The sequence below is a fragment of the Curtobacterium sp. PhB137 genome, assembly GCF_003814955.1.
Taxonomy (GTDB): domain Bacteria; phylum Actinomycetota; class Actinomycetes; order Actinomycetales; family Microbacteriaceae; genus Curtobacterium.
Genome location: NZ_RKQO01000005.1, coordinates 403,610 through 428,661 on the forward strand (window position 1 = coordinate 403,610; position 25,052 = coordinate 428,661).

Sequence of the window (25,052 nt, forward strand, 5' to 3'; positions counted from 1 at the left end):
TCATCGCGCCCTGGGGAGTCGGGGCGCGATGACCGTGGTGGGGCGCGGTCGGGGAGGCGTGCGGACTCGGATGGCCCTCGTTCCGCTACGGGGTGTCGGACTTGTGCTCGACGACGTCCTGCAGCTCGGGGCGCTTGGCGGAGACACCGTCGCCCGACGAGGTGTGCTTGATGCGGCGGACGACCCACGGCACCAGGTACTCCTTCGCCCAGCCGAGGTCCTCGGCGCGGGCCTCGCGCCACGGCCGCGCCTCGAGCGGTTCTGGGTTGAACGGCTCCAGGCCGTGCGGCACGCCGAGGGCGTCGAGCACCGCGGCGGCGATCGTGGCGTGCCCCGTGGGGGAGTGGTGCAGCCGGTCCGGTGCCCACATGCGCGGGTCGCGGAGCACCCGGAGGGCCCACATGTCCGCCACCAGCGCGCCGTGCTTCAGGGCGATCGCGTGCAGGTTCTCGTTGTAGATCGCCGTCTTGCCGCGCACCATGCCGAGCACCGGCGTCATGCCGACGTCGGGCCCGGTGAACAGCACCACGGTGGCGCCGTCGCTCCGCAGCCTGGACACCATGGCGTCCACCCGCTCGGCGAGTTCGTCCGGATCGGAGCCCGGCCGGATGATGTCGTTGCCCCCGGCGGACACCGTGACCAGGTCCGGACGGAGCGCGAGCGCCGGTTCCACCTGCTCGTCGATGATCTGCTGCAGCAGCCGCCCGCGGATCGCCAGGTTGGCGTACGCGAAGTCGTCGGACCCGTGGGCGAGCACCTCGGCGACCCGGTCCGCCCAGCCCCGGTTGCCCCCGGGGACGGTGGGGTCGGGGTCGCCGATCCCCTCGGTGAACGAGTCACCGATCGCGACGTACCTGGACCACGGATGACGATCTGACACGCTCCGGACCATAGTCTCGTGCCATGACGAAGGCCAACACGGGCGCAGCCGCCGGAGCGGACGCCGGCACGGACGCAGCGGCCTGGACCGTGCCGGACGACCTGCTCGCCCGCATCGCCGAACGCGCCCCCGGGTACGACGCCGCGAACGCGTTCTGCGCCGAGGACCTCGAGGAACTCCGCGCCGCGGGCTACCTGCGCATCGGGGTTCCGGTGGAGCGGGGCGGCTCCGGGCTCGGCCTCCGCGCCACGGCCGCCGTCCAGCGGACCCTCGCCCAGGCCGCGCCGGCGACGGCGCTCGGCCTGGGGATGCACCAGGTGTGGGTGCAGGCGGCGCGCGCCGTGACTGCGCGAGGTGCGTCGTTCCTCCAGGCCGTCACCGACCACGCGTCGGACGACCACCTGCTGGCGTTCGGGGTGAGCGAACCCGGCAACGACGCCGTCCTGTTCGACTCGTCGACGACGGCGGAGCCGGACGGCGACGGCGGGTACCGCTTCACCGGCACCAAGGTCTTCACCTCGCTCGCACCGGCGTGGGACGTCCTGAGCGTGTTCGGCAAGGACACCTCCGGCCCGGAACCGCGGCTGGTGCACGGCTTCGTGCTCCGGTCCGACGGCGGCGTCGAGCACCTGGACGACTGGGACACCCTCGGCATGCGGGCCACGCAGAGCCGCACGACGAAGCTGCACGGCGTGCACGTCCCCGCCGACCGCATCGTCCGGTCGCTGCCGGTCGGGCCGAACCAGGACCCGCTCGTGTTCGGGGTCTTCGCGGCGTTCGAGCTGCTCATCGCCTCGGTGTACGTCGGGATCGCCGAACGTGCGATCACGCTGGCGGTGTCCGGCGTCGGACGTCGCGTCGCGGCCGACGGCTCGCTCCGGTCGCAGGACCCGGACGTCCGGCGTGCGATCGCGGACATGCGCGGCGGCGTCGACGCGATCACCCTGCAGGTCGACGCGCTCGCCCGGTCGGTGGACGAACAGGACGACCTCGGTGCCCGGTGGTTCCCGCTGCTCGTCGGCACGAAGGCGCGGGCGGTGGACACCGCGCAGCACGTGGTGGACGAGGCCATGCGGGTGGTCGGGGGCTCGGCGTTCCGGTCCTCGAGCGAACTCGCCCGCCTGGCGCGCGACGTCCGGGCCGGCCAGTACCACCCGTCGTCGCGGGACTCGGCGGCGCGCACGCTCGCGGCGTCGGTGCTCGGCCCGCCCGCCTGACGCGGTCGCGCGCGGCCTGGCCGCGTGCCCCGGTGCGAGGTTGATCACTCCGTGCGGCCCTGTAGCGCCGCACCGAGCGATCAACCTCGCACCGAGCGCCGAAGGCCGCACCGTGCGGCTGCCGACCGCACGACCGGATAGTTAGCATCCGGTACGATTGGCCTCCCGAGCGCAGAGGAGGCGGCCGACTCGTGCCGAGGACCGACACCACGAACCGGACCCCTCCCCGTCGACGGACCCGCTCCCGGCGGCTCGCCGACGCGGTCCTCGCGCTCGACCCCGGGCTCGTGAAGACCGACGGCGCCCTCCGCACCCTGGTCGCGGTGCCCGCCGGCATGGCCGTGGGGTACGCCGTCGCGACAGCGTTCGGCCTGCCCGCGATCCTGGGCGTGATGATCGGCGCGATGCCCGCGTTCATCACCTGCCTGGTCATCGTCGATCCGAGCACCGGCCGGACGGCTGCCCGCACCGGAGCCGTCCTCGTGCCGTTCGTCGTCGCCCTCGCCGGCAGCATCGCCCTGCAGCCGTTCCGGCTCCTCGAGCTCGTGCTCATCGTCGTGCTGCTGTTCCTGCAGTTCGCCGCGGCCGCGTGGGGCGCGTGGGCCGCCGACGCCGCGATCGTCGGGTTCGCCGGGTACCTGTGCGGGCTGCTCCTCCCGCTGCCCGAGACGAGCGTCGTGCCGCTCGGCCTCGTCGTGGCCGCCTCGCTCGCCGCGACGGTCCTGGTCCGCCTGGTGCTCCGACCGGACGCGCACCGTGCCCTGTTGCGTACCCGCCGTGGCTTCGTCGCCCGTGGTTCGGCCGTGCTCGAGGCCGCTGCCGCCGTCCTCGCCGCGGCGGACGACCCGGCCGCACGACGCCGCACCCTGCGCCGCCTCCGTCGCAGCCGCGACCGGTACCACGAGATCGCGTTGACGGTCGACGGGATGCTCGCCGCGAGCGGGGTGGACGCCGACACCACGGCGGAGGAACTCCACCGGCTCGTGTTCGACACGCACTTCGCCGTCGACGAGCTCGGGCGCGGTGCCGGTGCTCTCGTCGAGCACGGCGCGCCGTCGGACGTTCGGCACGCCGCGCTCCGTGCCGTCACGATCGTCCTGCGCCACGGCGGCGGGCACGGCGAGGACGCCGCACAGACACTGCTCGCCCGCTACGGCATCACGGCGTCCGTCGGCGACCCCGGCTCGCGCACGACGGCCGTCGTCCGTCGGATGGCCGCCGAGTTCACCGACCTGCAGGGCGCCGGGCTGCGGTGGCGCGAGCTCCGCGACGAACTGCCGCGCCGCGGCGACGGCGTCGCGTTGGCAGCGCCCTTCGTCACGCCCGTCGTCCTCGCCGGCGGCCGCCCGGCCGGGGCCGTGCCGGTGCTCGCCGACACCGTCGCCGACGGCCCCTGGCGCCGCTGGCGACTCTCCGTCTCGCTGCGCACCGCGGTGCACGCCGCGATCGCCGTCGCGATCGTCGAGCCCCTCGCGCTGCTGCTCGACGGCCCGCGGTTCTACTGGGGCGTGATCGGCGTGATGATCGTCCTCGCCGGCACGAACACCACGCACGAGCGGGTCCGCAAGGGCCTGCACCGCGCGGTCGGCACGGTCGTCGGCGGCGCCGTCGGCATCGTCCTCGTGCACGTCGTCGGCACGGCGCACCCCTGGTTCACGCTCGTCCTCGTGTGCGTCCTGCTCGCGGTCGGCACGTACGGTTTCGGCGGCGTCTACTCGGTCTGGGTCGCGTGCCTGGTCGTCGTCCTGTGCCAGGTGTACGCGTTCTCCGGCAGCTTCACGGACTCGCTCATCCCGATCCGCCTCGCCGAGAACCTGCTCGGCGCCGCGGTCGCCGTGTTCGTGAGCGCCGTCGTCCTCCCGATCGCCACCCGGGCCGTCATCCGACGGGCCGTGCGCCGGCAGCTGACCGCGGTCCGGGCGTTCGTGCTCGCGCTGGTCGGGGTCGATGCGGACGCCGAGGCGGACGCGACCGACGGTGCGGGCGCGATCCGGGCCTCCCGGTCCGCCGAACCGGCCATCGACGCCGCCGCACCCGATCTGCGCGCACGATCGCGCGCCGTCGACGCAGCGACCTACCAACTGGACGCCGTCCTGCGCCCGATGGTGCGGTTCCCGACGGGCGGACCCGCCCGCGCGGACGCCAGGACCCGGACGTCCCTGCAGGCGGCGGCGACGTTCGCGCGCGAGGCGGCCGGGAGGCTCGGCTCGCCCCCGCAGGACCCGCCCGCCGCCCTGGTCGGTGCCGCCCACCGCCTCGCCGCGTCGATCGCGGACCTGGCCGACGGCATCGTGGCCGGGCCCCGGTCCGCCGCGCCGGCGCCGGTGTGGGCGCGGGTCGGCGACCAGCTCGACACGGCGGTGGGCGCGGCGGCGGGTGGTCCGGACCAGCAGACCGTCGAGGTCGCGGCGCACGCGCTGGGCCGCATCGACGAGGCGCTCGCGCTGCTGGCCGACCGGCACCGGGCGCCCGTGCTCGGCGAGACCGCCACGCGTTCGGCGGCCCCCGGCGCACGGTGAGCCCGGCGATGTCGGTGGTCCCTGGCATCATCTCGGTGTGAGCAAGCAGGACGGAAGCAACCGGCTCGTCTCCGACGCGCCAGTGGACGACGTCTCGGCGACCGTGCTGCACGTCGACATGGACGCCTTCTTCGCGTCCGTCGAACTGCTCGACCGACCCGACCTGGTGGGTCTGCCGGTCATCGTCGGCCACGACTCCGACCGCTCCGTGGTCACCGCTGCCACCTACGAAGCCCGTCGGTACGGCGTGAACTCCGCCATGCCGATGGCCATCGCGAAGCGCCGCTGCCCGAACGCGATCATCGTCGAGCCGCACTTCGAGAAGTACCGCGACCAGTCCGCCGCGGTGATGGCGGTCTTCGACCGGTTCACGCCGCGGGTCGAACGGCTCGGCATCGACGAAGCGTTCCTCGACGTCGCCGGCGCGCTCCGGCTGTACGGCACGCCGTGGGAGATCGGCCGGGCCATCCGGCGCACGGTCCACGCCGAGACGGGCCTGCACTGCTCGGTCGGCGCCGCGTCGACCAAGTTCGTGGCGAAGCTCGCATCGAGCCGGTCCAAGCCGGACGGGCTGCTCGTCGTGCCCGCGGCCGACACCATCGCGTTCCTGCACCCGCAGCCGGTCTCGGCGCTGTGGGGCGTGGGTGGCAAGACGCAGGAGACCCTCGAGCGCCGCGGCATCCGCACCGTCGGCGACCTGGCGAACACGCCCCTCGGGTCACTCGTGTCCGCGCTCGGGCCAGCCGGTGGCCAGCGCCTGCACGACCTGTCCTGGGGGCGCGACCCACGCGTCGTCGACACCGGCGTGGGCGAGAAGTCCATCGGGCACGAGGTCACGTTCGGCCACGACCTGACCGAGCGGGACGACGTCGCGCGCGAGCTCCTGCGCCTCGCCGACAAGGTCGCCGTCCGCCTGCGCCACGCCGACGTGCAGGCACGCACCGTCGCGCTCAAGGTCCGCTACACCGACTTCACCACACTGACCCGGTCGCGCACCCTCGCCGAGCCCACCGACGTCGCCAAGCGGCTGCACCGCGAAGCCGTCGAGCTGTACGACGTGCTGCACCGACCGGGCAACCGGATCCGGCTCATCGGGGTCCGCGGCGAGAACCTCATGCCGGCCGCCGCGAGCAACGCGCTGTGGGACGACGACGCGCCGTGGCGCGAGACCGAGACCACGGTCGACGCGGTCGCCGCGCGCTTCGGCGCAGGCGTGCTGCGACCGGCATCCCTGGTCCGCCGGACCCCCGACGGCCACGTCCCGCACGCCAGGCAGGACTGACGGTGGCGGTAGAATCAGGTCCAGTGAGCGCAGCGGAGTACGAACAGCAGCAGCCCGCCACGCTGTGGGCCGAGTCGGGGGACGACCACACGTCGTCGACGTCTTCGTCGTCGGTGTCCGCGCAGTCATCGGCGCACGCCGACGCCGTGGCACGGGACGAAGCCGACGCGGCCGCCCTGGCCGAGGCAGCCGGCAACTCGGCCGTCCAGCACCTGTCGCCGGCGTTCCCGGACCGAGCCGCGTGGGGCACCGCGTCGAAGCTCCGCGCGTGGCAGGTCGAAGCCCTCACGAAGTACTTCGAGTCCGAGCCGCGTGACTTCCTGACGGCCGCGACGCCCGGCGCCGGCAAGACGACGTTCGCGCTCCGCCTGGCCACCGAGCTGCTGGCGCGCGGCACCGTCGACCGCATCGTGGTCGTCGCCCCCACCGAGCACCTGAAGCGGCAGTGGGCGGACTCCGCCGACCGCGTGGGCATCCGCATCGACCCGATGTTCAAGAACGGCGACGGCATGTTCGGCCGGCACTACCAGGGCGTCGCGATCACGTACGCCCAGGTCGGCATGAACCCCGAGGTGCACAAGAAGATCACCGAGGGCGGGCGCACCCTGGTCGTCCTCGACGAGGTCCACCACGGCGGCGACGCACTCACCTGGGGCGACGGCATCAGGGAAGCCTTCTCCGGTGCCACCCGACGGCTCTCGCTGTCCGGCACGCCGTTCCGGTCCGACACCGCGCCGATCCCGTTCGTCCAGTACGCCCCCGACGAGCAGGGCATCCGCACTTCGATCTCCGACTACAACTACGGCTACGGCCGGGCGCTCAAGGACGGCGTCGTCCGGCCGGTGCTGTTCATGGCCTACGCCGGCCAGATGCGCTGGAAGACCCGGATGGGCGACGAGATGTCGGCTTCCCTGGGCGAACAGGTCACGAAGGACATCACCGCGCAGGCCTGGCGCACCGCGCTGTCGCCCGAGGGCGAGTGGATGCCGGCCGTGCTGTCCGCCGCCGACAAGCGCCTGACCGAGGTGCGCCGTGGCGTGCCCGACGCCGGTGGTCTGGTCATCGCGACGGACACCACCACGGCCCGCGCCTACGCCCGGATCCTGCAGCAGATCACCGGGGAACGGCCGACGGTCGTCCTGTCCGACGAAGCCGCCGGGTCCAGCCGGATCAGCGCGTTCGCCGACGACACCTCGCGGTGGATGGTCGCCGTGCGCATGGTGTCCGAGGGCGTCGACGTCCCACGGCTCTGCGTCGGCGTGTACGCCACGAGCGCGAGCACCCCGCTGTTCTTCGCCCAGGTGATCGGCCGCTTCGTGCGTGCTCGGCGCCGTGGCGAGACCGCCTCGGTGTTCCTGCCGAGCGTGCCCGGACTGATGGCACTGGCGGCGACGCTCGAGCTCGAACGCGACCACGCCCTCGACCGTCCGAAGGACGCCGACGACGGCATGTACAACCCCGAAGACGCGATGGTGGCCGAGGCCAACAAGGAAGACCGCGCGTCCGAGAGCCTGCTCGAGGTCCAGCCGTTCGAGGCGCTCGACTCACAGGCGTCGTTCGACCGTGTCCTCTACGACGGCGGTGAGTTCGGCACCGGCGGCGAGGTCGGGTCGCTCGAGGAACTCGACTTCATCGGCATCCCCGGGCTCCTCGAACCCGACCAGGTGCGCGACCTGCTCCGGGCGCGCCAGGCGACCCAGGCGAAGCGCTCCAAGGGCCGGGCGGTCAAGGACGGCCAACCGAAGGCCGCCGAGCCCGAGAACCGCCCGATGTACATGACCATCAAGGAGCAGCGGACCGAGCTCGCGCGACTCGTGTCGATCTGGTCCCGGCACTCCAACGAGCCGCACGGCTCCATCCACGCCGAACTCCGGCGCATCAGCGGTGGGCCGGCCGTGGCACAGGCGAGCATCGAGCAGATCCAGAAGCGCATCGACGTCCTGCGCTCCCGCATCGGCGGGCGCCGGTGACGGGTCCGGTCCGGGCGGTCCGCCCGTGATCGAGTCCGTCGACGACCGCACCTGGTACGTCAAGCGCGACGCCGAGTCCTCCCCAGAGGCGATCATCGACCGGTTCGGCGGTGGGTACCGGTTGCGACGGTTCTCGCTGACCGAGTCCCGACGCACCGCGCACGGGGTCTACATGGGTCTCGACCTCGCTGAGACGGCCTGGTGGCGACTCCGAGAGCGCTGATTCGCTCAGGAAGTGCGGCGTTCATGACGTTGACGGCCCGTATCCGGTAGACCGGAGGAATGGCAGACTCGATCCCTCACGTCCTCGTCCTCGGCGGCGGCTCCGCTGGCTACAGCACCGTCAAGCAGCTGCAGAAGCACGCCGCGACCGTGCCCATGCGCATCACGCTCGTGGACCAGAACACCTACTACACGTACCTGCCGTTCCTGCCCGAGGTCGCCGGCGGCCACATCGCCCCGAAGGACGTGACCGTCGAGCTGCGCCGTGCGCTCCGCAAGACCCGCGTCATCCAGGGCAAGGTCACCGGCATCTCGTCGAAGGACAAGACCGTCTCGATCGCGACCGCCGGTGGCGACGACCGCACGCTCGGCTACGACCAGCTCGTCGTCGCGCTCGGCTCGGTCACCCGCACCTTCCCGACCCCCGGGCTCGAGGAGTACGGCGTCGGCTTCAAGAGCGTGGAAGAGGCCGCCTACGTGCGCGCCAAGCTCCTCGACAACATCGCCAAGGCCGCTGCCACCCGTGACGAGGACGAGCGTCGTCGTCTGCTGACCAGCGTCTTCGTCGGCGGTGGCTACACCGGCGTCGAGGCGATCGGCGAGCTGTTCGACGTCTCGCAGGCCGCCATCAAGACCTACCCGTCGCTCGCGGGGGAGCAGCCCCGCTGGATCCTCATCGACGCGCTCGACCGTGTCGCGCCCGAGGTCGGCCCGGAGCTGTCCAAGTGGACGCTCGAGTCGCTCCGCGCCCGCGGCATCGACGTGCGCCTGAAGACCACCATGCCGAGCGCCGAGGGTGGCATCGTCAAGCTCTCCGACGGCGACGAGATCCCCACCGGGCTGCTCGTCTGGACCGCCGGCGTGAAGCCGAACCCGCTGCTCGACGCCTCCGACCTGCCCCGCGGACCGAAGGGGCACCTCGCCGCCAACGCGAAGCTCCAGGTCGAGGCCGAGGACACGCACGAAGTCGTCCCCGGTGTCTGGGGTCTCGGCGACGTCGCACAGGTGCCCGACCTGACCGCCGACAAGCAGCCGGCGTTCTACCCGCCGAACGCGCAGAACGCCGTCCGTCAGGCCGTCGTCGCGGCGGACAACGTCGTCGCGACGATCACCGGCAAGCCCCTCGAGGAGTACCGCCACCCCTCGATCGGCACGGTCGCCTCGTACGGTGTCGCGAAGGGTGCCGCGAACATCAAGGGCATCAAGATGACGAACCTGCTCGCCTGGCTCGCCCACCGCGCGTACCACGTGTACGCGATGCCGACGCTGAACCGCAAGGCGCGCATCGTCATCGGCTGGGTCACCGGTGCCGTCTCGGGCCGCGACGCGACCTCGCTCATCAAGGAGACGGACCCGCGCCGCAACTTCGTCGAGGCGTCGAAGAGCTAGACGCAACCACTTGACGGACGGGAGGCGCGGTGTCAGCTGGCACCGCGCCTCCCGTCCGTCCGTGCGTGTGCTGCAACCCGCGCCCCGACCCGACCCGCAACGACACCATCGATGTCGTACGACGTTGACTATGTCGTCGGCACGCGCCGGCAACTGTTGTGCCGGCGCCCTTGCGACACCATCGATGTCGTACGACGTCGATCTTGTCGCCCGGCCGTGAGCGCAGCGAGCTGGCGCGCGGTGGCCGTGAGCGCAGCGAACTGGCGGTGCCCCCACCCCTGGCCGTGCCCCCACCCCTGGCCGTGCCCCCACCCCTGGCCGTGCCCCCACCCCTGGCCGTGAGCGCAGCGAACTGGCCGAGGCGGTGACGCCCTGAGCGCAGCGATGGCGGCACTCGCCGGGAGACGCAACAGAAAATGCCCCCGGACCGAAAGGTCAGGGGGCACTGCATGTTTCTGTGTCCGAAGGGGGACTTGAACCCCCACGCCCTAATACGGGCACTAGCACCTCAAGCTAGCGCGTCTACCAATTCCGCCATCCGGACTGGATGTGTGGCGATTTCCCCGGGTTTCCCCGGCGTCCCTGCCGAGAGAAAACACTAGCACGGGTCTGAACGCCCGATGAACACGGCCGCGCATCCCGGGCGCGTCCAGAGGGCTGAGTTCCGGGCGCGTCCCGCGGCGTCACCGGGCCGGGACGCGTCGGTGCGGACCGATACCGTGGTGGCATGACGAACCCGGAGCCGACCGCGACCGAGCTCGAGGCCACCGCGGCGATCGCGCGCGACCTCATCCGCATCGACACCACGAACTGGGGCGAGGGGAAGTCGCGCGGCGAGACCGAGGCGGCGCACTACGTCGAGGACAAGTTGCGCGGGCTGGGGCTCGAGCCGCAGTTGTTCGAGTCCGAGCCGGATCGCGTCAGTGTCGTCGCGCGGGTGCCCGGCCGCGATCGTGACAAGCCGGCCCTCGTGGTGCACGGGCACCTCGACGTCGTGCCGGCCGATCCGGCGAACTGGTCGGTCGACCCCTTCGGCGGCGTCGTCAAGGACGGCTCGCTGTGGGGGCGGGGCGCCGTCGACATGAAGAACATGGACGCGATGATGCTCACGTCGCTGTCGGACGTCATCGCGGCGCAGGGGGCTCCCGAGCGGGACCTCGTGATCGCGTACTTCGCCGACGAGGAAGCCGGGGGAGTTCTCGGCTCGCACCACGTCGTCGAGCACCACCCCGAGGTCTTCGCCGGGGCCAGTGCCGCCATCAGCGAGGTGGGCGGGTACTCGATCACCCTCGGTGACCGTCGCGCCTACCTGCTGCAGACGGGCGAGAAGGCGCTGATGTGGATCAAGCTCGTCGCCCGCGGCACGGCTGCGCACGGTTCGCACGTCATCCGCGACAACGCCGTGACGAAGCTCGCCGCGGCGGTCGCCCGGATCGGCAGCGAGGAGTGGCCGGTGCGCCTGTCGGCGACGACGGACGCGATGGTCGCCGAGGTCGCTCGGTTCCTGGGCGTCGACCCGACCGTGACGGGCCCGGACGAGGTCGCGCTCGCCACCGGTTCGGCCTCGCGGTTCATCCACGCCGCACTGCACACCACGACGAACCCGACGGTCCTGACCGCGGGCTACAAGCACAACGTGATCCCGGACACGGCCGAGGCGCTCGTCGACATCCGGTGCCTGCCGGGAGACGAGGAGTCGGTGCTGGCTCGTGTGCGGGAGCTCGCCGGGGACGAGGTCGAGGTCGTGATGTCCTTCCGCGACATCGGCCTCGAGCAGGACTTCGGCGGACCACTCGTCGACGCCGTCCGCGACGTCCTCGGCCGCCACGACCCGGGAGCCCCGGTGCTGCCGTACCTGCTGTCCGGCGGCACGGACAACAAGGCGCTGTCGACGCTCGGGATCGCCGGGTACGGCTTCGTGCCGCTGCAGCTGCCCGCCGGCGTGGACTTCCCGGCGATGTTCCACGGTGTCGACGAGCGGGTTCCGCTCGACTCGCTGGCCTTCGGTCGGCGTGTTCTCGGGGACCTCCTGGCCACGTACTGATATTGTTCATGGTCGCCTGCGTGGCGGTGTCCTGACCGACCTCCCCCGAAAGGCCCGTGCGTGCACATCCTCGAGGCGATCTTCCTCGGCTTCGTCCAGGGGCTCACCGAGTTCCTGCCGGTGTCCTCCAGCGCGCACCTGCGCATCGTCGGGCTGTTCCTGCCCGACGCGAAGGACCCGGGCGCGGCCTTCACCGCGGTGACGCAGCTCGGCACCGAGACCGCGGTGCTCATCTACTTCTGGAAGGACATCACCCGGATCATCGGGCGGTGGTTCCGCTCCGTGTTCCGGCGCGACGTCCCGAAGGGCGACCCCGACGTGCGCCTCGGGTGGCTCGTGATCCTCGGCACCATCCCGATCGGCATCGCGGGGCTCCTGCTGAAGGACTCCATCGAGACCACGTTCCGCTCGCTCTGGATCGTCGCGATCGTGCTCATCGTCTTCGGCATCGTGCTCGGGGTGCTCGACGTCGTCGGCCGCAAGGAGCGTCGGATCGAGCACATGACCTTCGGTGGCGGCATCCTGATCGGGCTCGCCCAGGTGCTCGCACTCGTCCCCGGGGTCTCCCGCTCCGGCGCGACCGTGTCGATGGGGCTCGCGCTCGGTTACACGCGGCCGGCCGCGGCGCGGTTCGCGTTCCTGCTGGCCGTCCCCGCGGTGTTCCTGTCCGGTCTGTACGAGGCCGCGACGAGCCTCGGTGACCACGGAGCGCCGTTCGGACTCGCCGACACGCTCATCGCGACGGTGGTGGCGTTCGTCGTCGGGTTCGTGGTGATCGCGGCGTTCATGAACTACATCAGCAAGCGCAGCTTCATGCCGTTCGTCGTGTACCGCATCGCACTCGGTATCGTTCTCATCGTGTTGTTGTCGCTCGGAGTGATCCAGCCGTGAGGGCCTGGCAGGCCCCGGCCGTCCCCGACGTCCCCGGCGCAGCGCCGCGGCCCGTCGTGCACGACACCGCCACCGGCAAGCCGGTCGACCCGACGCAGGGCGAGGAGCGCGCTGCGCTGTACGTCTGCGGGATCACCCCGTACGACGCCACCCACCTCGGGCACGCGGCGACCTACCTGGCGTTCGACACGCTCGGCCGCGCGTGGCGCGACGCCGGCCTCGACGTCGAGTACGCGCAGAACGTCACCGACGTCGACGACCCGCTGCTCGAGCGCGCCACCCGCGACGGCGTCGACTGGCGCGAGCTCGCCGCGTCGCAGATCGACCTGTTCCGTCGCGACATGGAGTCGCTGCGGATCCTGCCGCCCGACGACTTCGTGGCCGTCACCGACGAGGTCGACCGCGTCGCCGAGGCCGTCGCGTTCCTGCAGGAGACCGGCTCCGCCTACGAGGTCCCCACGCCGGACGCAGAGGGCGACGACCTGTACTTCGACGTCAACCACCCCACCGACGCGTGGTCGCTCGGCGACGAGAGCGGCCTGGACCGCGAGACCATGCTCACGCTCGCTGCTGAGCGCGGCGGCGACCCGGAGCGCCCCGGCAAGCGTGACCCGCTCGACCCGCTGCTCTGGCGTGCGGCCCGCGACGGTGAGCCGAGCTGGGACTCCGAGATCGGCCCCGGCCGGCCCGGCTGGCACATCGAGTGCAGCGTCATCGCCGGCGACCGCCTCGGCCTCCCGATCAGCGTGCAGGGTGGTGGCAGTGACCTCGTCTTCCCGCACCACGAGATGAGCGCGGGACACGCAGCGGCCCTGGCGCACCAGCCCCTGGCACACGCGTTCGTGCACACCGGGATGATCGCCTACCAGGGCACGAAGATCTCGAAGTCGCTCGGCAACCTCGTCACCGTGCGGGGGCTGCTCGACGACGGCGCGGACCCCCGCGCGATCCGGCTCGCGCTGCTGTCGCACAAGTACTCCGACGACTGGGAGTGGTTCGACGCCGAGCTCACGAGTGCCACGACGCGCCTCGCGACCTGGGACGCCTGGGCATCGGGTGCGTCTGCAGGGCACGCCGACGACGCGGCCGACGTGGCGTCCCGGATCCGGGCGCGGGTCTCCGACGACCTCGACACGCCGGGTGCGGTCGCCGCGGTCGACACTGCGATCGCCGGGGGCACGGCGTGCACGCCTGAGCTCGCCGACCTGATCGACGCGCTGCTCGGCATCCGTCTGGCCTGAGCTCGGGCCGGCGGCGTCGTTGTCGGCCTGCGTCGACAGGTGACGACACGTCGTGTGCCGGTCGCCGTTCGGTCAGGAACTGTCGCCTGAGCGAGCGGCAACCGACAATTCGCGACCACCCTGCGGAGGTGAGCGGGGTGCCGTGACCGTTCGCGCCCCCGGACTGGAGGCCCGTGGCGGACCCCCCCCGTGCCTCCCGTCCGCCGTGCGGTCGCAACGCGTCACGTGCGTGCCGGCGACAGGTCACGAACTGTCGCCGAGGCTGGCGGCAGCCGACAGTCCGCGACCTCTCGGCGGAACCGAGCGGGGTGTCGGCTACTGCTGGGGCGGCTGCGGGGGCCGCCAGGGCCCCTCGCCACCAGCGGTGCCGCCGTCCTTGCCGTCCTTGTGCTCGCGGCGCCGCAGGTACTGCTCGAACTCCTGCGCGATCGCGTCGCCCGAGGCCTCGGGGGAGTCGACGGTGTCGCGGGCCTGCTCGAGCTGCCCGATGTACGAGGCCATGTCCTCGTCGTCGGCGGCGAGGGCGTCGATGCCGTCCTCCCACTCGGTGGCGTCGTCGAGCAGGGTGCCACGGGGCACGGTGACGTCGGTGAGCTCCTCGATCTTGTCGAGCAGCGAGAGGGTGGCCTTGGGGGACGGCGAGTTGTGCACGTAGTGCGGGACCGAGGCCCAGAGCGACAGCGTGGTCAGCCCGGCCTTGTCCATCGCGTCGGCCAGGACGCCGAGGATGCCGGTCGGACCCTCGTACGAGGACTTGTCGACGTCGAACGCGGTGCGGACGCCGGCGTTCTCGCTCGAGACGAAGACCGAGATCGGTCGGGTGTGCGGCACGTCGGCCAGCATCGCGCCGACGAAGACGACGGCGTCGATCGAGTACACGTCGGCGAGGTCGATGATCTCGGCGCAGAAGCCGCGCCAGGTGCGCGAGGGCTCCGGACCGACGAGGACGAACACGTCGCGGTCGGTCGGGGAGCCGGTGGCGCCGATGACCGGACGGCCCTCGGCCCCGGGGCCGTGCAGCACGATGCGGGGCCACTGCACCCCACGGGCGCCGGTCTCGTCGGACCCCATGGTCGGACGGTTGAACTGGTAGTCGACGTACCGCTCCCCGTCGAGCTCGCGCAGCTCGTCGAGCCCGAGGGACTCGACGATGCGGCGGGCGAGTCCGCTCGCGGCTTCGCCGGCGTCGTTCCAGCCCTCGAAGGCGACGACGAGCAACCGGCCGTCGCTGAAGGGGGAGTGCTGTGGCACGGAGCGGACCTCCTGGTGGTGGAGCGGAGCGGGGCGGGCACGACGAGGCACCCGGCCGGACACGATGCAGGCATCCACTGTAGGCCCCGGCGACGCCCGCGGGCATGCGCGTCCGCGCCCAGCGGAACGGCCCCGGTAGACTCGTCGCCCGTGACCGCGCATCCTCCTGCCCTCGTCCCGCCCGCAGCCGTGCTGTGGGACATGGACGGCACGATCATCGACACCGAGCCGATCTGGCAGCGCTCCCAGGTCGACCTGACGAACCGCTACGGCGCCGAGTGGACCCACGAGGACGGCCTGTCCCTGGTCGGCTCCGGCCTCGAGCGCTCCGGCGAGCTCCTGCGCGCCAGGGGCGTCGACATGGAGGTCGAGGAGATCATCCAGTGGATGACCGACTACGTGATGGAGCACCTGCGCGCGGGTGAGCTGCCGTGGCGCCCGGGTGCCCGCGAACTCGTCGAGGAGCTCCACGCCCGCGGCATCCCCACCGCGCTGGTGACGATGTCCCGTCGCAAGATGGCACTCGTCGCGGCCGAGGCACTGGGCGAGCGCGGGTTCCGCGTCGTCGTGGCCGGTGACGACGTCGACCGTCCGAAGCCGTACCCGGACGCCTACCTCTCCGCCGCCGCCCAGCTCGGGGTCGAGCCGACCGCGTGCGTCGCGATCGAGGACTCCGCCACCGGCGTCGCCTCGGCCGTCGCCTCCGGCGCCGTCACGGTCGCCGTGGAGCACATCGTCCCGCTGTCCGAGATCGCCGGCGGTGACGTGCACCTGACCACCCTGTCGGGTGTCGACGTCGACCGCCTGGTCGAGTTGACGGGGCCGGCGCTGGCCGCGCGCGCTGCCGTGACGGGAGGCCCGGCTCCTGACCCGGCGCACGCTGCGGACACCGAGGGAGTCACCCGATGAGCCACACCGACGACCCGACAGCGGCCCTGCCGCACACCGCCGGTGGCGCACCCCACACGCCGCCGCGTGGCCCGTTCCGGGCCGGCGACCGCGTGCAGCTCACCGGCCCGAAGGGCAAGCTCACGACGCTGTCCCTCGAGACCGCCGGCGAGTACCACACGCACCGCGGAGTGCTCCGGCACGACGACGTCATCGGCCAGCCCGACGGCTCGGTGATCCGGGCCAGCACGGGCGACGAGTACCTGGCGCTCCGTCCGCTGCTCAACGACTACGTGATGTCGATGCCGCGTGGTGCCGCCATCGTCTACCCGAAGGACGCCGCCCAGATCGTGGCGTTCGCGGACGTCTTCCCGGGTGCCCGGGTGGTCGAGGCCGGCGTCGGTTCCGGTGCCCTCTCCCTGTTCCTGCTGCGGGCGATCGGTCCGACGGGGCAGCTGCAGTCCTTCGAGCGTCGCGAGGAGTTCGCCGCGATCGCACAGGGCAACGTCGGCACGTTCCTCGGCGCCGTCCCGGACAACTGGTCGGTGACCGTCGGCGACCTGGTCGAGGAGCTGCCCGGCGCCGTCGACGAGCAGAGTGTCGACCGCGTGGTCCTCGACATGCTCGCGCCGTGGGAGTGCGTCGACGCCGCAGCCGACGCCCTCGTGCCCGGCGGGCTCATCGTCTGCTACGTCGCGACCGTCACCCAGCTGTCCCGCACGGCCGAGGCCCTGCGCGACACCGGCCGCTTCACCGACCCGATGCCGAGCGAGACCCTGGTGCGCACCTGGCACGTCGAGGGGCTCGCCGTCCGACCGGACCACCGCATGGTCGGGCACACCGGGTTCCTCATCACGGCCCGTCGTCTCGCCGACGGCACCGTCCTGCCGAACCTGAAGCGCCGCGCGGGCAAGGTCGAGTTCTCCGACGAGGACATCGAGGCCTGGACCCCCGGCGCCGTGGGCGAGCGCGCGACGAGCGACAAGAAGCTCCGCAAGGTCGCACGGCAGTCGGCGGCGCAGGCCCGCAAGGTCGCCGCTGCCGAGGCCGGGTCCGCCGCCGCCGCCGCCGAGGGGTCCGAACCCGTCAGCGACGCGTCCGAGCCGACCGACGGCGAACGGTAGGCTGACGGTCGTGCCCGTCCTGCATCGAACGGAAAGAGGGTCCGTGCGCACCATCCCCGCACTCCTGGTCACCATCGGTCTCGTGGCGTCGCTCACGGCGTGCGCCTCGAACGGCGCCGGCACCACCCCCTCGAGCTGCGCCGCACCCGGTGCGGCCTCCGAAGCGGTGACCGCCACCGGCGCGTTCGGCAAGGAGCCGAAGGTGTCGATCCCGAGCGGACTCACCACGAAGGGCACGCAGGTCTCCGTCCTGAAGCAGGGCGACGGCCGCACCATCGACGACGGCACCCCGGTCCTGATCGAGTACACGCTCGTCGACGGTGCCACCGGCGAGGTCGCCCAGACCAGCGGGTACTCCGGGCAGACGGCCCCGATCACCGCCGGGGCGAGCAACTACGGCGCCCTCGGCGAGTCGCTCGAGTGCGCGCAGGTCGGCGACCGCCTGGCCGTCGCGCTGCCGAAGAGCGCCCTGAGCAGCTCGGACACCAGCGCGACCACCGACAGCGGCTCGTCGACGAAGACCGAGGACGCCGTCATCGCCGTCATCGACGTCAAGCGGGCCTTCGACGCCCGCGCGACCGGCACTCCGCAGCTCGCCGGCGACAAGATGCCCGCCGTCGTGCTCGCACCGTCCGGTGCCCCCGGCATCACGATCCCGTCGTGGAACGCGCCGAAGTCGAACGAGACGCACCTGCTCCGCAAGGGGTCCGGTCGCGTGCTCACCGCCAAGGACACCGCTGTCATCAAGTACACCGCCGTGACGTGGGGCGCTGACCCGTCCGTGGCCGGCTCCAGCTGGACCGACGGCTCGGGTGCGCAGACCGTGCCGCTCACCAAGGGGCAGGTCGACGAGGGCGTTCGCAACGCCATCGTCGGGCACCACGTCGGCGACCAGGTCCTGGCCGTCGTGAACCAGCAGGGCACCGCCTACGCGTACGTCATCGACGTGCTCGGAGCGATGTCGAGCTGACGCTCCCACACCGTCCACCGACCGCGGCGCGGGTGCACTCCGGTGCACCCGCGCTGCCGTAGGATCGCCTCGTGCCAGCGACCCGTGTGCCCCGTGTGCCCGCAGAGGAGCGGCTGTTCAGCCTCGTGCTCGCGCTGCTCTCGACGGAGTCCGGGCTGACCAAGGCGGAGATCCTGACCAACGTGCAGGGCTACCGCCAGCGGTTCACGCCGGGTGGGGACAACGCCTCGCTCGAGCGGCAGTTCGAGCGTGACAAGGACGACGTCCGCGAGCTCGGCATCCCGCTCGAGACCATCGAGACACCGGGTGCCGCCGGCAACAACCAGACGCTGCGCTACCGGATCCCGAAGGGCGAGTACGACCTGCCCGTCGACGTCCGCTTCACCCCGGACGAGTCCGCCCTGCTGTCGCTGGCCGCCATGGCCTGGCGCGAAGGCGCCCTGTCCGCTGACTCACGTCGCGGGCTGCTGAAGGTGCGGTCCGCGGGCTCCGAGGACGACGACGGCGCACTCCAGCTCGGCGTCGACGCGTACGCCCCGCGACTCCGGGCCCGCGACGCGGCGTTCGAGCCGCTCCGCTCCGCCCTCGACCGCGGTGCCGCCGTCCGGTTCGACTACATCACCCCGGGCCAGCACGAGGCCCGTCGTCGCGAGGTCGCCCCGCTCGCCCTCGTGCAGCACGGCGGCCGCTGGATGCTCGCCGCACACGAGTTCGCCACGGACTCGGACAAGAACTACCTGCTCTCACGCATCGTCGGACCGGTCACGCAGTACGACGTCGGGCAGCACACCGCCCCGGTGGGCGCGGGGGAGCGCACGCTCGCCGAGCTCGAACGGATTTGGTCCGCCCGCACGGCGCGCATCGCGGTGACCCCCGGCTCCGACGCCGAGCGGCGGCTCGCCCGCCGTCGTGACACCGAGACCGACGCCGACGGCGCACTCGTGCTGCACCACGTCGACCCGCAGATCCTGGCCGAGGAACTCGCGGCGTTCGGACCCGAGGTCCGGGTGCTCGAGCCGGAGGACCTGCGGCTGCGCGTCGTCGAGCGGCTCCGTGCGCTCGTGCGCGACCACAGCGACGGAGAGGAGTCCGCCCGTGGCTGACGCCCAACCCCTGCAGGCGCAGGACAAGCTCGCCTTCCTGCTCGCCCTGGTGCCGTACCTGATCGACCGCGAGCGCGTCTCGGTGGCCGAGGCCGCGCGCCACTTCGGCGTCCCCGAGGCCCGCATCCGCCGCGCCGTGGAGCTCATCGCGGTGTCGGGGGTCCCCGGCGAGACGATGCAGTACCAGCACGGCGACCTGTTCGACATCGCCTGGGACGACTTCGACCAGAACGAGATGATCGTCCTGACGAACCTCGTCGCCATCGACGACTCGCCCCGACTGTCCGCGCGAGAAGCTTCTGCGCTCATCGCCGGGCTGCAGTACCTCTCCGCGCTGCCCGAGGCCGCTGACCGCGACGCCATCCGAGCACTCATGGCGAAGCTGTCGCGCGGTGCCGGCGGTGCCGCCTCGACGGTGGCCGTCGGGCAGGACCTGCACGACGTCGCCCTCGCCACGATCCGTCGTGCGATGGCCGGCGGCCGCGGGTTGTCCTTCGAGTACGCCGGTCCGCGCACCCAGGGCGGCACCCGTCGGGTCGACCCGCTGCGCGTCGAGTCGATCGACACGGACTGGTACCTCCGCGCCTGGGACCTCGACCGGCAGGCGCTCCGGACCTTCCGCCTCGACCGGATGTCCGGTGCACGCGTCGACGACCGTGCGGTGGAGAAGTCGGCCGACCAGGTGGTGATCCCGGACACGCTGTTCCAGCAGTCGGCAGAGGACGTCATCGTCACCGTCGAACTCGACTCGTCGTCGCTGCCGCTCGTGGCCGACTTCCTCGCCGACACCGCGGACGCCCCTGACGCCGAGGCACGCGTGCGGATCCGGCTCGCGGCGTCGAACGGCTTCGACGGCGTGGTCCGGCTCGTCGCGGGGCTGCCCGGCCGTGCCGTGGTGCTCGACCCGCCTGCCGCGCGGGACGCGGTGCGGGACTTCGCCGCCGCCGCCCTCGCCGCCGGCTGACGTCGCAGCCCCGTCGCCGACGGACCGCTCCTGCATGTGCGTTCGCACGGAGCGCGCCGAACTGTCGGTCCCCACCCCGTAGGATCGACCCATGGCTTCGACGACCGCGCGCGGGCGAGCGAGGCGGCAAGGGCGCCGTGACAACGACGCCGAAGGCCGCATGTCGCTCGGGCAGCACCTCATCGAGCTGCGCAACCGCCTGTTCCGCGCAGTGATCGCCGTGGTCATCGCCGCGGTCGGTGGATGGTTCCTGACCCCGTTCGTGCTGGACTCGCTCCGGGCACCGGTGGCCGAGCTCGCCAAGGTCGGCGGACACACGGCCGAGCTGAACTTCCCGATGATCACGGGCGCGTTCGACCTCAAGCTGCAGATCGCGATCACGATCGGCATCGTCATCGCCAGCCCGGTGTGGCTCTACCAGATCTGGGCGTTCATCGTGCCCGCCCTGGTCCGGCGCGAGAAGCAGTACGTGTGGGGCTTCCTCGGCACCGCGATCCCGCTGTTCTTCGCCGGGTGCTACTTCGGGTGGTACATCCTGCCCCACGTGGTGGGCATCCTCGGCAGCTTCGTGTCGAGCCAGGACACCTCGATCGTCGACGCGAAGGCGTACTACGACTTCGTCATCAAGCTCATCGTCGCGGTCGGCATCGCGTTCGTGCTGCCGGTCTTCATCGTGCTGCTGAACTTCGTCGGCGTCCTGTCGGCGGCGGCGATCATCAAGTCCTGGCGCATCGCGATCCTGTGCATCCTGGTCTTCTGCGCGATCGTCACGCCGAGCGCCGACGTCATCTCGATGTTCCTGCTGGCCGTCCCGATGGTGGTGCTCTACATCGCCGCGTGCGTCGTGGCCTGGTTCCACGACCGCAGGGTGGCGAAGAAGCAGGCCAAGCTCGACGAAGAGTACGGCCTGTGACGGGCGCGGACCTCAGCGCGGCCGAGCGCTTCGCCGCCGCCAAGGTCCGGAACCGCTCCCGCAACCTGGAGCTGTTCCGCGCCGACCTGCGCTTCGACCTCGACCCGTTCCAGTTCGCCGCGTGCGACGCGCTCGACCAGGGCCGCAGCGTCCTCGTGGCCGCGCCGACCGGTGCGGGCAAGACGATCGTCGCCGAGTTCGCGATCTGGCTGGCGATGCGGCAGCCGACGGCGAAGGTGTTCTACACGACGCCGATGAAGGCCCTGAGCAACCAGAAGTACGCCGAGCTGGTCGAGGTCTACGGCGAGTCCGAGGTGGGCCTGCTCACCGGTGACACGAACGTGAACCCGCGGGCGCGGGTCGTCGTGATGACGACCGAGGTCCTGCGGAACATGATCTACGCCGACTCCGACCTGCTCGACGACCTGGCCTGGGTCGTCCTCGACGAGGTCCACTACCTGGCCGACCGGTTCCGCGGTGCGGTGTGGGAAGAAGTGATCCTGCACCTGCCGACCGAGGTCCGGCTGGTCTCGCTCAGCGCCACGGTCTCCAACGCCGAGGAGTTCGGCGACTGGCTGCAGACGGTCCGCGGCGACACCGACGTCATCGTGTCGGAAGACCGCCCGGTCCCGCTCGAGCAGCACGTCCTGGTCGGTTCGAAGATGGTCGACCTGTTCGACTCCAGCGGTGCGGCGGCGACGAACCGCGTCAACCCGGAACTGCTCCGCATGGTCGGCGGTGCCTCGCGCAGCGAACGGCACGGCGGCGGCCACCGTGGCGGACGAGGGCGTGGGGGATACCACGACCGCCGTGGGCCGCGTACCGAGAAACTGCACCGCGAACGCATCGCGCACATGCTCGACGAGCGGATGCTGCTGCCCGCGATCTTCTTCGTGTTCAGCCGCGCCGGGTGCGACCAGGGCGTCCGCAACGTCCTGCGCTCCGGCCTGTCGCTCACCACGGTCCCGGAGCGCAACGAGATCCGCGAGACCGCGGAGTACCACTGCCGCACCCTGCCGGACGAGGACCTCGCCGTCCTGGGCTACTGGGAGTTCCTCGAGGGCTTGGAGCGCGGTGTCGCCGCGCACCACGCCGGCATGCTCCCCGCGTTCAAGGAGGTGGTCGAGAACCTCTTCCAGCGCAAGCTGCTCAAGGTGGTGTTCGCCACCGAGACCCTCGCGCTCGGTGTGAACATGCCCGCACGCACGGTGGTGCTCGAGAAGCTCGAGAAGTTCAACGGCGAGGCCCGTGTCCCGATCACCCCGGGGGAGTACACCCAGCTCACCGGGCGTGCCGGGCGCCGTGGCATCGACGTCGAGGGGCACTCGGTCATCCAGTGGACCGACGGCCTCGACCCCCAGGCCGTCGCCTCGCTCGCCAGCCGGCGCACCTACCCGCTGAACTCGTCGTTCAAGCCGACCTACAACATGGCCGTCAACCTGATCGACCAGTTCGGGCGGCAGCGCACGCGCGAGGTCCTCGAGACCTCGTTCGCGCAGTTCCAGGCCGACCGGTCCGTGGTCGACCTGGCCCGCAAGGTCCGCTCGCAGCAAGAGTCCCTCGAGGGCTACCGCGAGGCCATGCAGTGCCACCTCGGCGACTTCACCGAGTACTCGACGCTCCGCCGCGAGCTCTCCGACCTCGAGCGCACGAACGTGCCCGGTGGGCGCGAGGCCTCGCACGGCGCACGGCAGGAACGGCAGGCCGCGATCACGGCGGTCCGTCGCCAGATGCAGCGGCACCCGTGCCACGCCTGCCCCGACCGCGAGGCGCACGCTCGATGGGCGGAGCGTTGGTGGAAGCTCAAGCGCGTCAACGACAAGCTGCTCCAGCAGATCCGGTCCCGCACCGGTGCCGTGGCGACCACGTTCGACCGGGTCACCGACGTGCTCCTGCAGCTCGGCTACCTCGTCGACGCCGGCAACGGCGAGGCCACCGTGGCCGCTGGTGGTCGCCGCCTGCAGCGCATCTACGGTGACCGCGACCTGCTCGTCGCCGAGTGCCTCGAGGCGGGCGTCTGGAAGGACCTCACCCCGGCGCAGCTCGCCGCGATGGCCGCCACGATCATCTACCAGCCCCGCCGCGACGACGCCCCCGGCACCGAGCACGCACTGCCGCGCGGCGCGTTCCGTCCGGCGCTCGACGAGACCCTGACGATCTGGTCGCGCCTCGACGACATCGAGCGCGACGCCCGTCTGGCCGGGTCGGTGCCGCCCACCCCGGCGATGGCGGTCGGCATGTTCCGCTGGGCCTCCGGCTCGGCCCTCGACGACGTCCTGCGCACCCTCGACCTGCCCGCCGGCGACTTCGTCCGCTGGTCGAAGCAGGTCATCGACCTGCTCGACCAGATCCGGAACGCCGGTGACGACGACCTCGCCCAGACCGCCCGACGTGCGACCGACGCGGTGCGCCGCGGCATCGTCGCCTACGCCGCGGTCTGACAGGAGACACGGTGCGGGTTCCGGAGACCGGTGTGCGCGGGGTGCCCGCGCGAGTGGGCCGCGGTGCGGTCGCGGACGGCCCGTTCGCGGCGCTCCCGCTGGGCAGCGCGCTGGCCCTGGCCGTCATCGGCGGGCTGCTCTTCGCGCTCGCGTTCCCGTCGCCCGGTTGGTGGTTCCTGGCCTTCCCGGCGCTGGCCTGCATGCTCCTCGCGGCGATGGGGCAACGCGCCCGTAGGGCCGCGTGGCTCGGCTACCTGGCCGGTGCCGCGTTCTGGATCCCGGCCATCTCGTGGGCCGGGCGCTACCTGGGGCCCGTCCCGTGGTTCGCACTGGCGTTGTTGGAGGCGGCGTTCTTCGCGCTCGGCAGCGTCGCGATCGCCCTCGCGTACCGCTGGGTGGCGCGCGTGGTGCCCTCGACCGCCGGACGCGTGTGGGGCCTCCCGGCCGTGGTCGCCGCACTGTGGACCGGACGCGAGTGGTTCTCGGGGAGCTGGCCGTACGGCGGTTTCGCCTGGGGGCGCGTCGGCCTGTCGCAGTCGCAGGGGCCGTTCACCCACCTCGCGGCGTACGTCGGCGTCCTCGGGGTGACGTTCGTGGTCGTCTACTGCGTCGCGGTGGTCGTGTCGCTCGCCCTCGTGACCCCGCGGGTGCCGGGCGCGACCCTGCGGCTGCCGGTCCGTGTCGCGACCGCCGGGCTGCTCGTCGCCGCCGTGCTGGCGGTGCCGGCCTGGCCGACCGCGACCTCCGGCACCATCCGGATCGAGTCGGTGCAGGGCAACGGGCCGGCCGGGTACTTCGACCGTGCTGCGCCGGGCGAGGTCCTGGCGGCGCAGGTCGCGGCGACCGACGTCGATGCGAAGGGCGTCGACCTCGTCGTGTGGCCCGAGGCCTCCGCCGAGTTCGACCCGCGCCAGCAGCCCGTGATCGCATCGTCGCTCGACGCCGTCGTCGACTCGGTCGGTGCGCCGCTGGTCGCCGGAGCGATCACGCAGACGCCGTCCGGGGTGCTGCACAACACGTCGTTCGTGTGGACCGCCGACGGCTGGCAGTCGTCCTACGACAAGAAGCGCCCGGTGCCCTTCGGCGAGTACGTGCCGGACCGGTGGTTCTTCTCGAAGCTCGCGCCGTCCCTGATCGGCCTGCTGCAGCGCGACTACACGCCGGGGACGAAGCCGAACGTCCTGCCGGTGGCGGGGATCGAGGCGGGCATCGCGATCTGCTTCGACATCGTCGACGACGGGCTGACCCGCGACATGGTGCGCGGGGGAGCGCAGGTGATCCTCGCGCAGACGAACAACGCGGACTTCTCCGGCACCGACGAGAACCTGCAGCAGCTCGAGATCGCACGGATGCGGGCGATCGAGACCGGTCGGTCCCTCGTCAACATCTCGACCGTCGGCGCCTCGCAGGTCATCGACCCGTCCGGACGCACCATCGACCGGGTCCCCGAGTACACCGCGACCTCGATGGTGACCGACGTGCCGCTCGGCACCTCGACGACCCCGGCGTCGCTTGCTTCGGGGTCGATCGCGTTGTTCCTGTCGCTCGGCGGGCTCCTCGTGCTGCTCGCCTGTGCACCGTGGGGACGCCGCAAGCGCTCCTGATCCGCCGCCGCGTCCCTGTCCGTCCGAGGCTGTGATCCTGTGCATCGGGGCCACGCACTGGGAACGGACTGTGAATGCGCCCAGTCGGGAACGACGGGGCGTGGGACAGTGTTGTGGAGGGCAGACGAGCGAGAGGAGC

19 protein-coding genes and 1 tRNA gene are annotated in these 25,052 nt (G+C 72.0%); 17 read left to right on the top strand and 3 right to left on the bottom strand.

The genetic code is table 11. From position 1 onward, the window contains the following. Nucleotides 1-85: 85 nt before the first annotated feature. Nucleotides 86-880, bottom strand: a complete 795-nt coding sequence (locus tag EDF28_RS08475; protein ID WP_111084173.1) for an SGNH/GDSL hydrolase family protein — start codon at nt 878-880, stop codon at nt 86-88. A gap of 23 nt (nt 881-903) precedes the next feature. On the opposite strand from EDF28_RS08475, the gene EDF28_RS08480 reads away from it, so the two are divergent. The 6 genes from EDF28_RS08480 (at nt 904) to EDF28_RS08505 (ending at nt 9,479) form a co-directional block, all read left to right on the top strand. Further along, nucleotides 904-2,097: an acyl-CoA dehydrogenase family protein gene (locus EDF28_RS08480; RefSeq protein WP_123937884.1), complete on the top strand. Its 1,194-nt coding sequence runs from the start codon at nt 904-906 to the stop codon at nt 2,095-2,097. A gap of 191 nt (nt 2,098-2,288) precedes the next feature. Beyond that, nucleotides 2,289-4,616 carry an FUSC family protein gene (locus EDF28_RS08485; RefSeq protein WP_123937887.1) on the top strand — a complete coding sequence of 776 codons (2,328 nt, stop codon included), beginning with the start codon at nt 2,289-2,291 and terminating at the stop codon, nt 4,614-4,616. 37 nt (nt 4,617-4,653) lie between these two features. After that, nucleotides 4,654-5,898, top strand: coding sequence for a DNA polymerase IV (dinB, locus tag EDF28_RS08490; RefSeq protein WP_123937890.1), 1,245 nt, complete (start codon nt 4,654-4,656; stop codon nt 5,896-5,898). A 146-nt stretch (nt 5,899-6,044) separates the two neighbouring features. Further along, the gene (locus EDF28_RS08495) at nt 6,045-7,868 is read left to right on the top strand and encodes a DEAD/DEAH box helicase (RefSeq protein ID WP_374102060.1); all 1,824 of its coding nucleotides are present in this window, start codon (nt 6,045-6,047) and stop codon (nt 7,866-7,868) included. 25 nt (nt 7,869-7,893) lie between these two features. Further along, on the top strand, nt 7,894-8,091 hold the full coding sequence (locus EDF28_RS08500; RefSeq protein WP_123294394.1) for a hypothetical protein: 198 nt from the start codon (nt 7,894-7,896) through the stop codon (nt 8,089-8,091). A gap of 59 nt (nt 8,092-8,150) precedes the next feature. Next, entirely contained in the window at nt 8,151-9,479 is a 1,329-nt protein-coding gene (locus EDF28_RS08505; RefSeq protein ID WP_111083993.1) for an NAD(P)/FAD-dependent oxidoreductase, read from the top strand. Nucleotides 9,480-9,937: 458 nt separating this feature from the next. On the opposite strand, the gene EDF28_RS08515 is transcribed toward EDF28_RS08505, so the two are convergent. Beyond that, nucleotides 9,938-10,023 (bottom strand) — tRNA-Leu (locus EDF28_RS08515). 183 nt (nt 10,024-10,206) lie between these two features. Between EDF28_RS08515 and EDF28_RS08520 the strand changes: the two genes are divergently transcribed. From EDF28_RS08520 to mshC, 3 genes are read left to right on the top strand one after another with little or no spacing between them, the layout of a single operon-like run. Further along, the gene (locus EDF28_RS08520) at nt 10,207-11,523 is read left to right on the top strand and encodes a M20/M25/M40 family metallo-hydrolase (protein WP_123937896.1); all 1,317 of its coding nucleotides are present in this window, start codon (nt 10,207-10,209) and stop codon (nt 11,521-11,523) included. 60 nt (nt 11,524-11,583) lie between these two features. Beyond that, on the top strand, nt 11,584-12,414 hold the full coding sequence (locus EDF28_RS08525; RefSeq protein ID WP_111083996.1) for an undecaprenyl-diphosphate phosphatase: 831 nt from the start codon (nt 11,584-11,586) through the stop codon (nt 12,412-12,414). Then, a complete protein-coding gene (gene mshC, locus EDF28_RS08530) occupies nt 12,411-13,655 on the top strand; it encodes a cysteine--1-D-myo-inosityl 2-amino-2-deoxy-alpha-D-glucopyranoside ligase (protein ID WP_123937899.1) in 1,245 nt (414 codons plus the stop codon). The genes EDF28_RS08525 and mshC overlap by 4 nt, the downstream gene beginning before the upstream one ends. A gap of 315 nt (nt 13,656-13,970) precedes the next feature. Here the strand turns inward: mshC and EDF28_RS08535 are convergent, their stop codons facing one another. Then, on the bottom strand, nt 13,971-14,906 hold the full coding sequence (locus tag EDF28_RS08535; RefSeq protein WP_123312593.1) for a proteasome assembly chaperone family protein: 936 nt from the start codon (nt 14,904-14,906) through the stop codon (nt 13,971-13,973). Nucleotides 14,907-15,056: 150 nt separating this feature from the next. On the opposite strand from EDF28_RS08535, the gene EDF28_RS08540 reads away from it, so the two are divergent. From EDF28_RS08540 to lnt, 8 genes are all read left to right on the top strand, one after another. Next, nucleotides 15,057-15,815 (top strand): HAD family phosphatase, encoded by a 759-nt coding sequence (locus EDF28_RS08540; RefSeq protein ID WP_260154738.1) that lies wholly within the window; start codon nt 15,057-15,059, stop codon nt 15,813-15,815. Then, nucleotides 15,812-16,918, top strand: a complete 1,107-nt coding sequence (locus EDF28_RS08545) for a tRNA (adenine-N1)-methyltransferase (RefSeq protein WP_235035825.1) — start codon at nt 15,812-15,814, stop codon at nt 16,916-16,918. The genes EDF28_RS08540 and EDF28_RS08545 overlap by 4 nt, the downstream gene beginning before the upstream one ends. 43 nt (nt 16,919-16,961) lie before the next feature. Continuing rightward, nucleotides 16,962-17,888 carry a hypothetical protein gene (locus tag EDF28_RS08550; protein WP_123937902.1) on the top strand — a complete coding sequence of 309 codons (927 nt, stop codon included), beginning with the start codon at nt 16,962-16,964 and terminating at the stop codon, nt 17,886-17,888. Between the two features lie 71 nt (nt 17,889-17,959). Beyond that, nucleotides 17,960-18,991 (top strand): YafY family protein, encoded by a 1,032-nt coding sequence (locus EDF28_RS08555; protein WP_111084001.1) that lies wholly within the window; start codon nt 17,960-17,962, stop codon nt 18,989-18,991. Further along, nucleotides 18,984-19,955, top strand: coding sequence for a YafY family protein (locus EDF28_RS08560; RefSeq protein WP_123937905.1), 972 nt, complete (start codon nt 18,984-18,986; stop codon nt 19,953-19,955). The genes EDF28_RS08555 and EDF28_RS08560 overlap by 8 nt, the downstream gene beginning before the upstream one ends. Nucleotides 19,956-20,115: 160 nt before the next feature. After that, nucleotides 20,116-20,868, top strand: a complete 753-nt coding sequence (gene tatC, locus EDF28_RS08565; RefSeq protein ID WP_111084003.1) for a twin-arginine translocase subunit TatC — start codon at nt 20,116-20,118, stop codon at nt 20,866-20,868. Next, nucleotides 20,865-23,309 (top strand): RNA helicase, encoded by a 2,445-nt coding sequence (locus EDF28_RS08570; RefSeq protein ID WP_123294401.1) that lies wholly within the window; start codon nt 20,865-20,867, stop codon nt 23,307-23,309. The genes tatC and EDF28_RS08570 overlap by 4 nt, the downstream gene beginning before the upstream one ends. Nucleotides 23,310-23,320: 11 nt before the next feature. Then, nucleotides 23,321-24,913 carry an apolipoprotein N-acyltransferase gene (gene lnt / locus EDF28_RS08575; RefSeq protein WP_260154740.1) on the top strand — a complete coding sequence of 531 codons (1,593 nt, stop codon included), beginning with the start codon at nt 23,321-23,323 and terminating at the stop codon, nt 24,911-24,913. The last annotated feature ends 139 nt before the right edge of the window (nt 24,914-25,052 follow it).

Coding starts and splice junctions, on each gene's coding strand:
- EDF28_RS08480 (WP_123937884.1), top strand. CDS start 904: ATGACGAAGGCCAACACGGGCGCAGCCGCCGGAGCGGACGCCGGCACG.
- EDF28_RS08505 (WP_111083993.1), top strand. CDS start 8,151: ATGGCAGACTCGATCCCTCACGTCCTCGTCCTCGGCGGCGGCTCCGCT.
- EDF28_RS08520 (WP_123937896.1), top strand. CDS start 10,207: ATGACGAACCCGGAGCCGACCGCGACCGAGCTCGAGGCCACCGCGGCG.
- EDF28_RS08545 (WP_235035825.1), top strand. CDS start 15,812: ATGAGCCACACCGACGACCCGACAGCGGCCCTGCCGCACACCGCCGGT.
- tatC (WP_111084003.1), top strand. CDS start 20,116: ATGTCGCTCGGGCAGCACCTCATCGAGCTGCGCAACCGCCTGTTCCGC.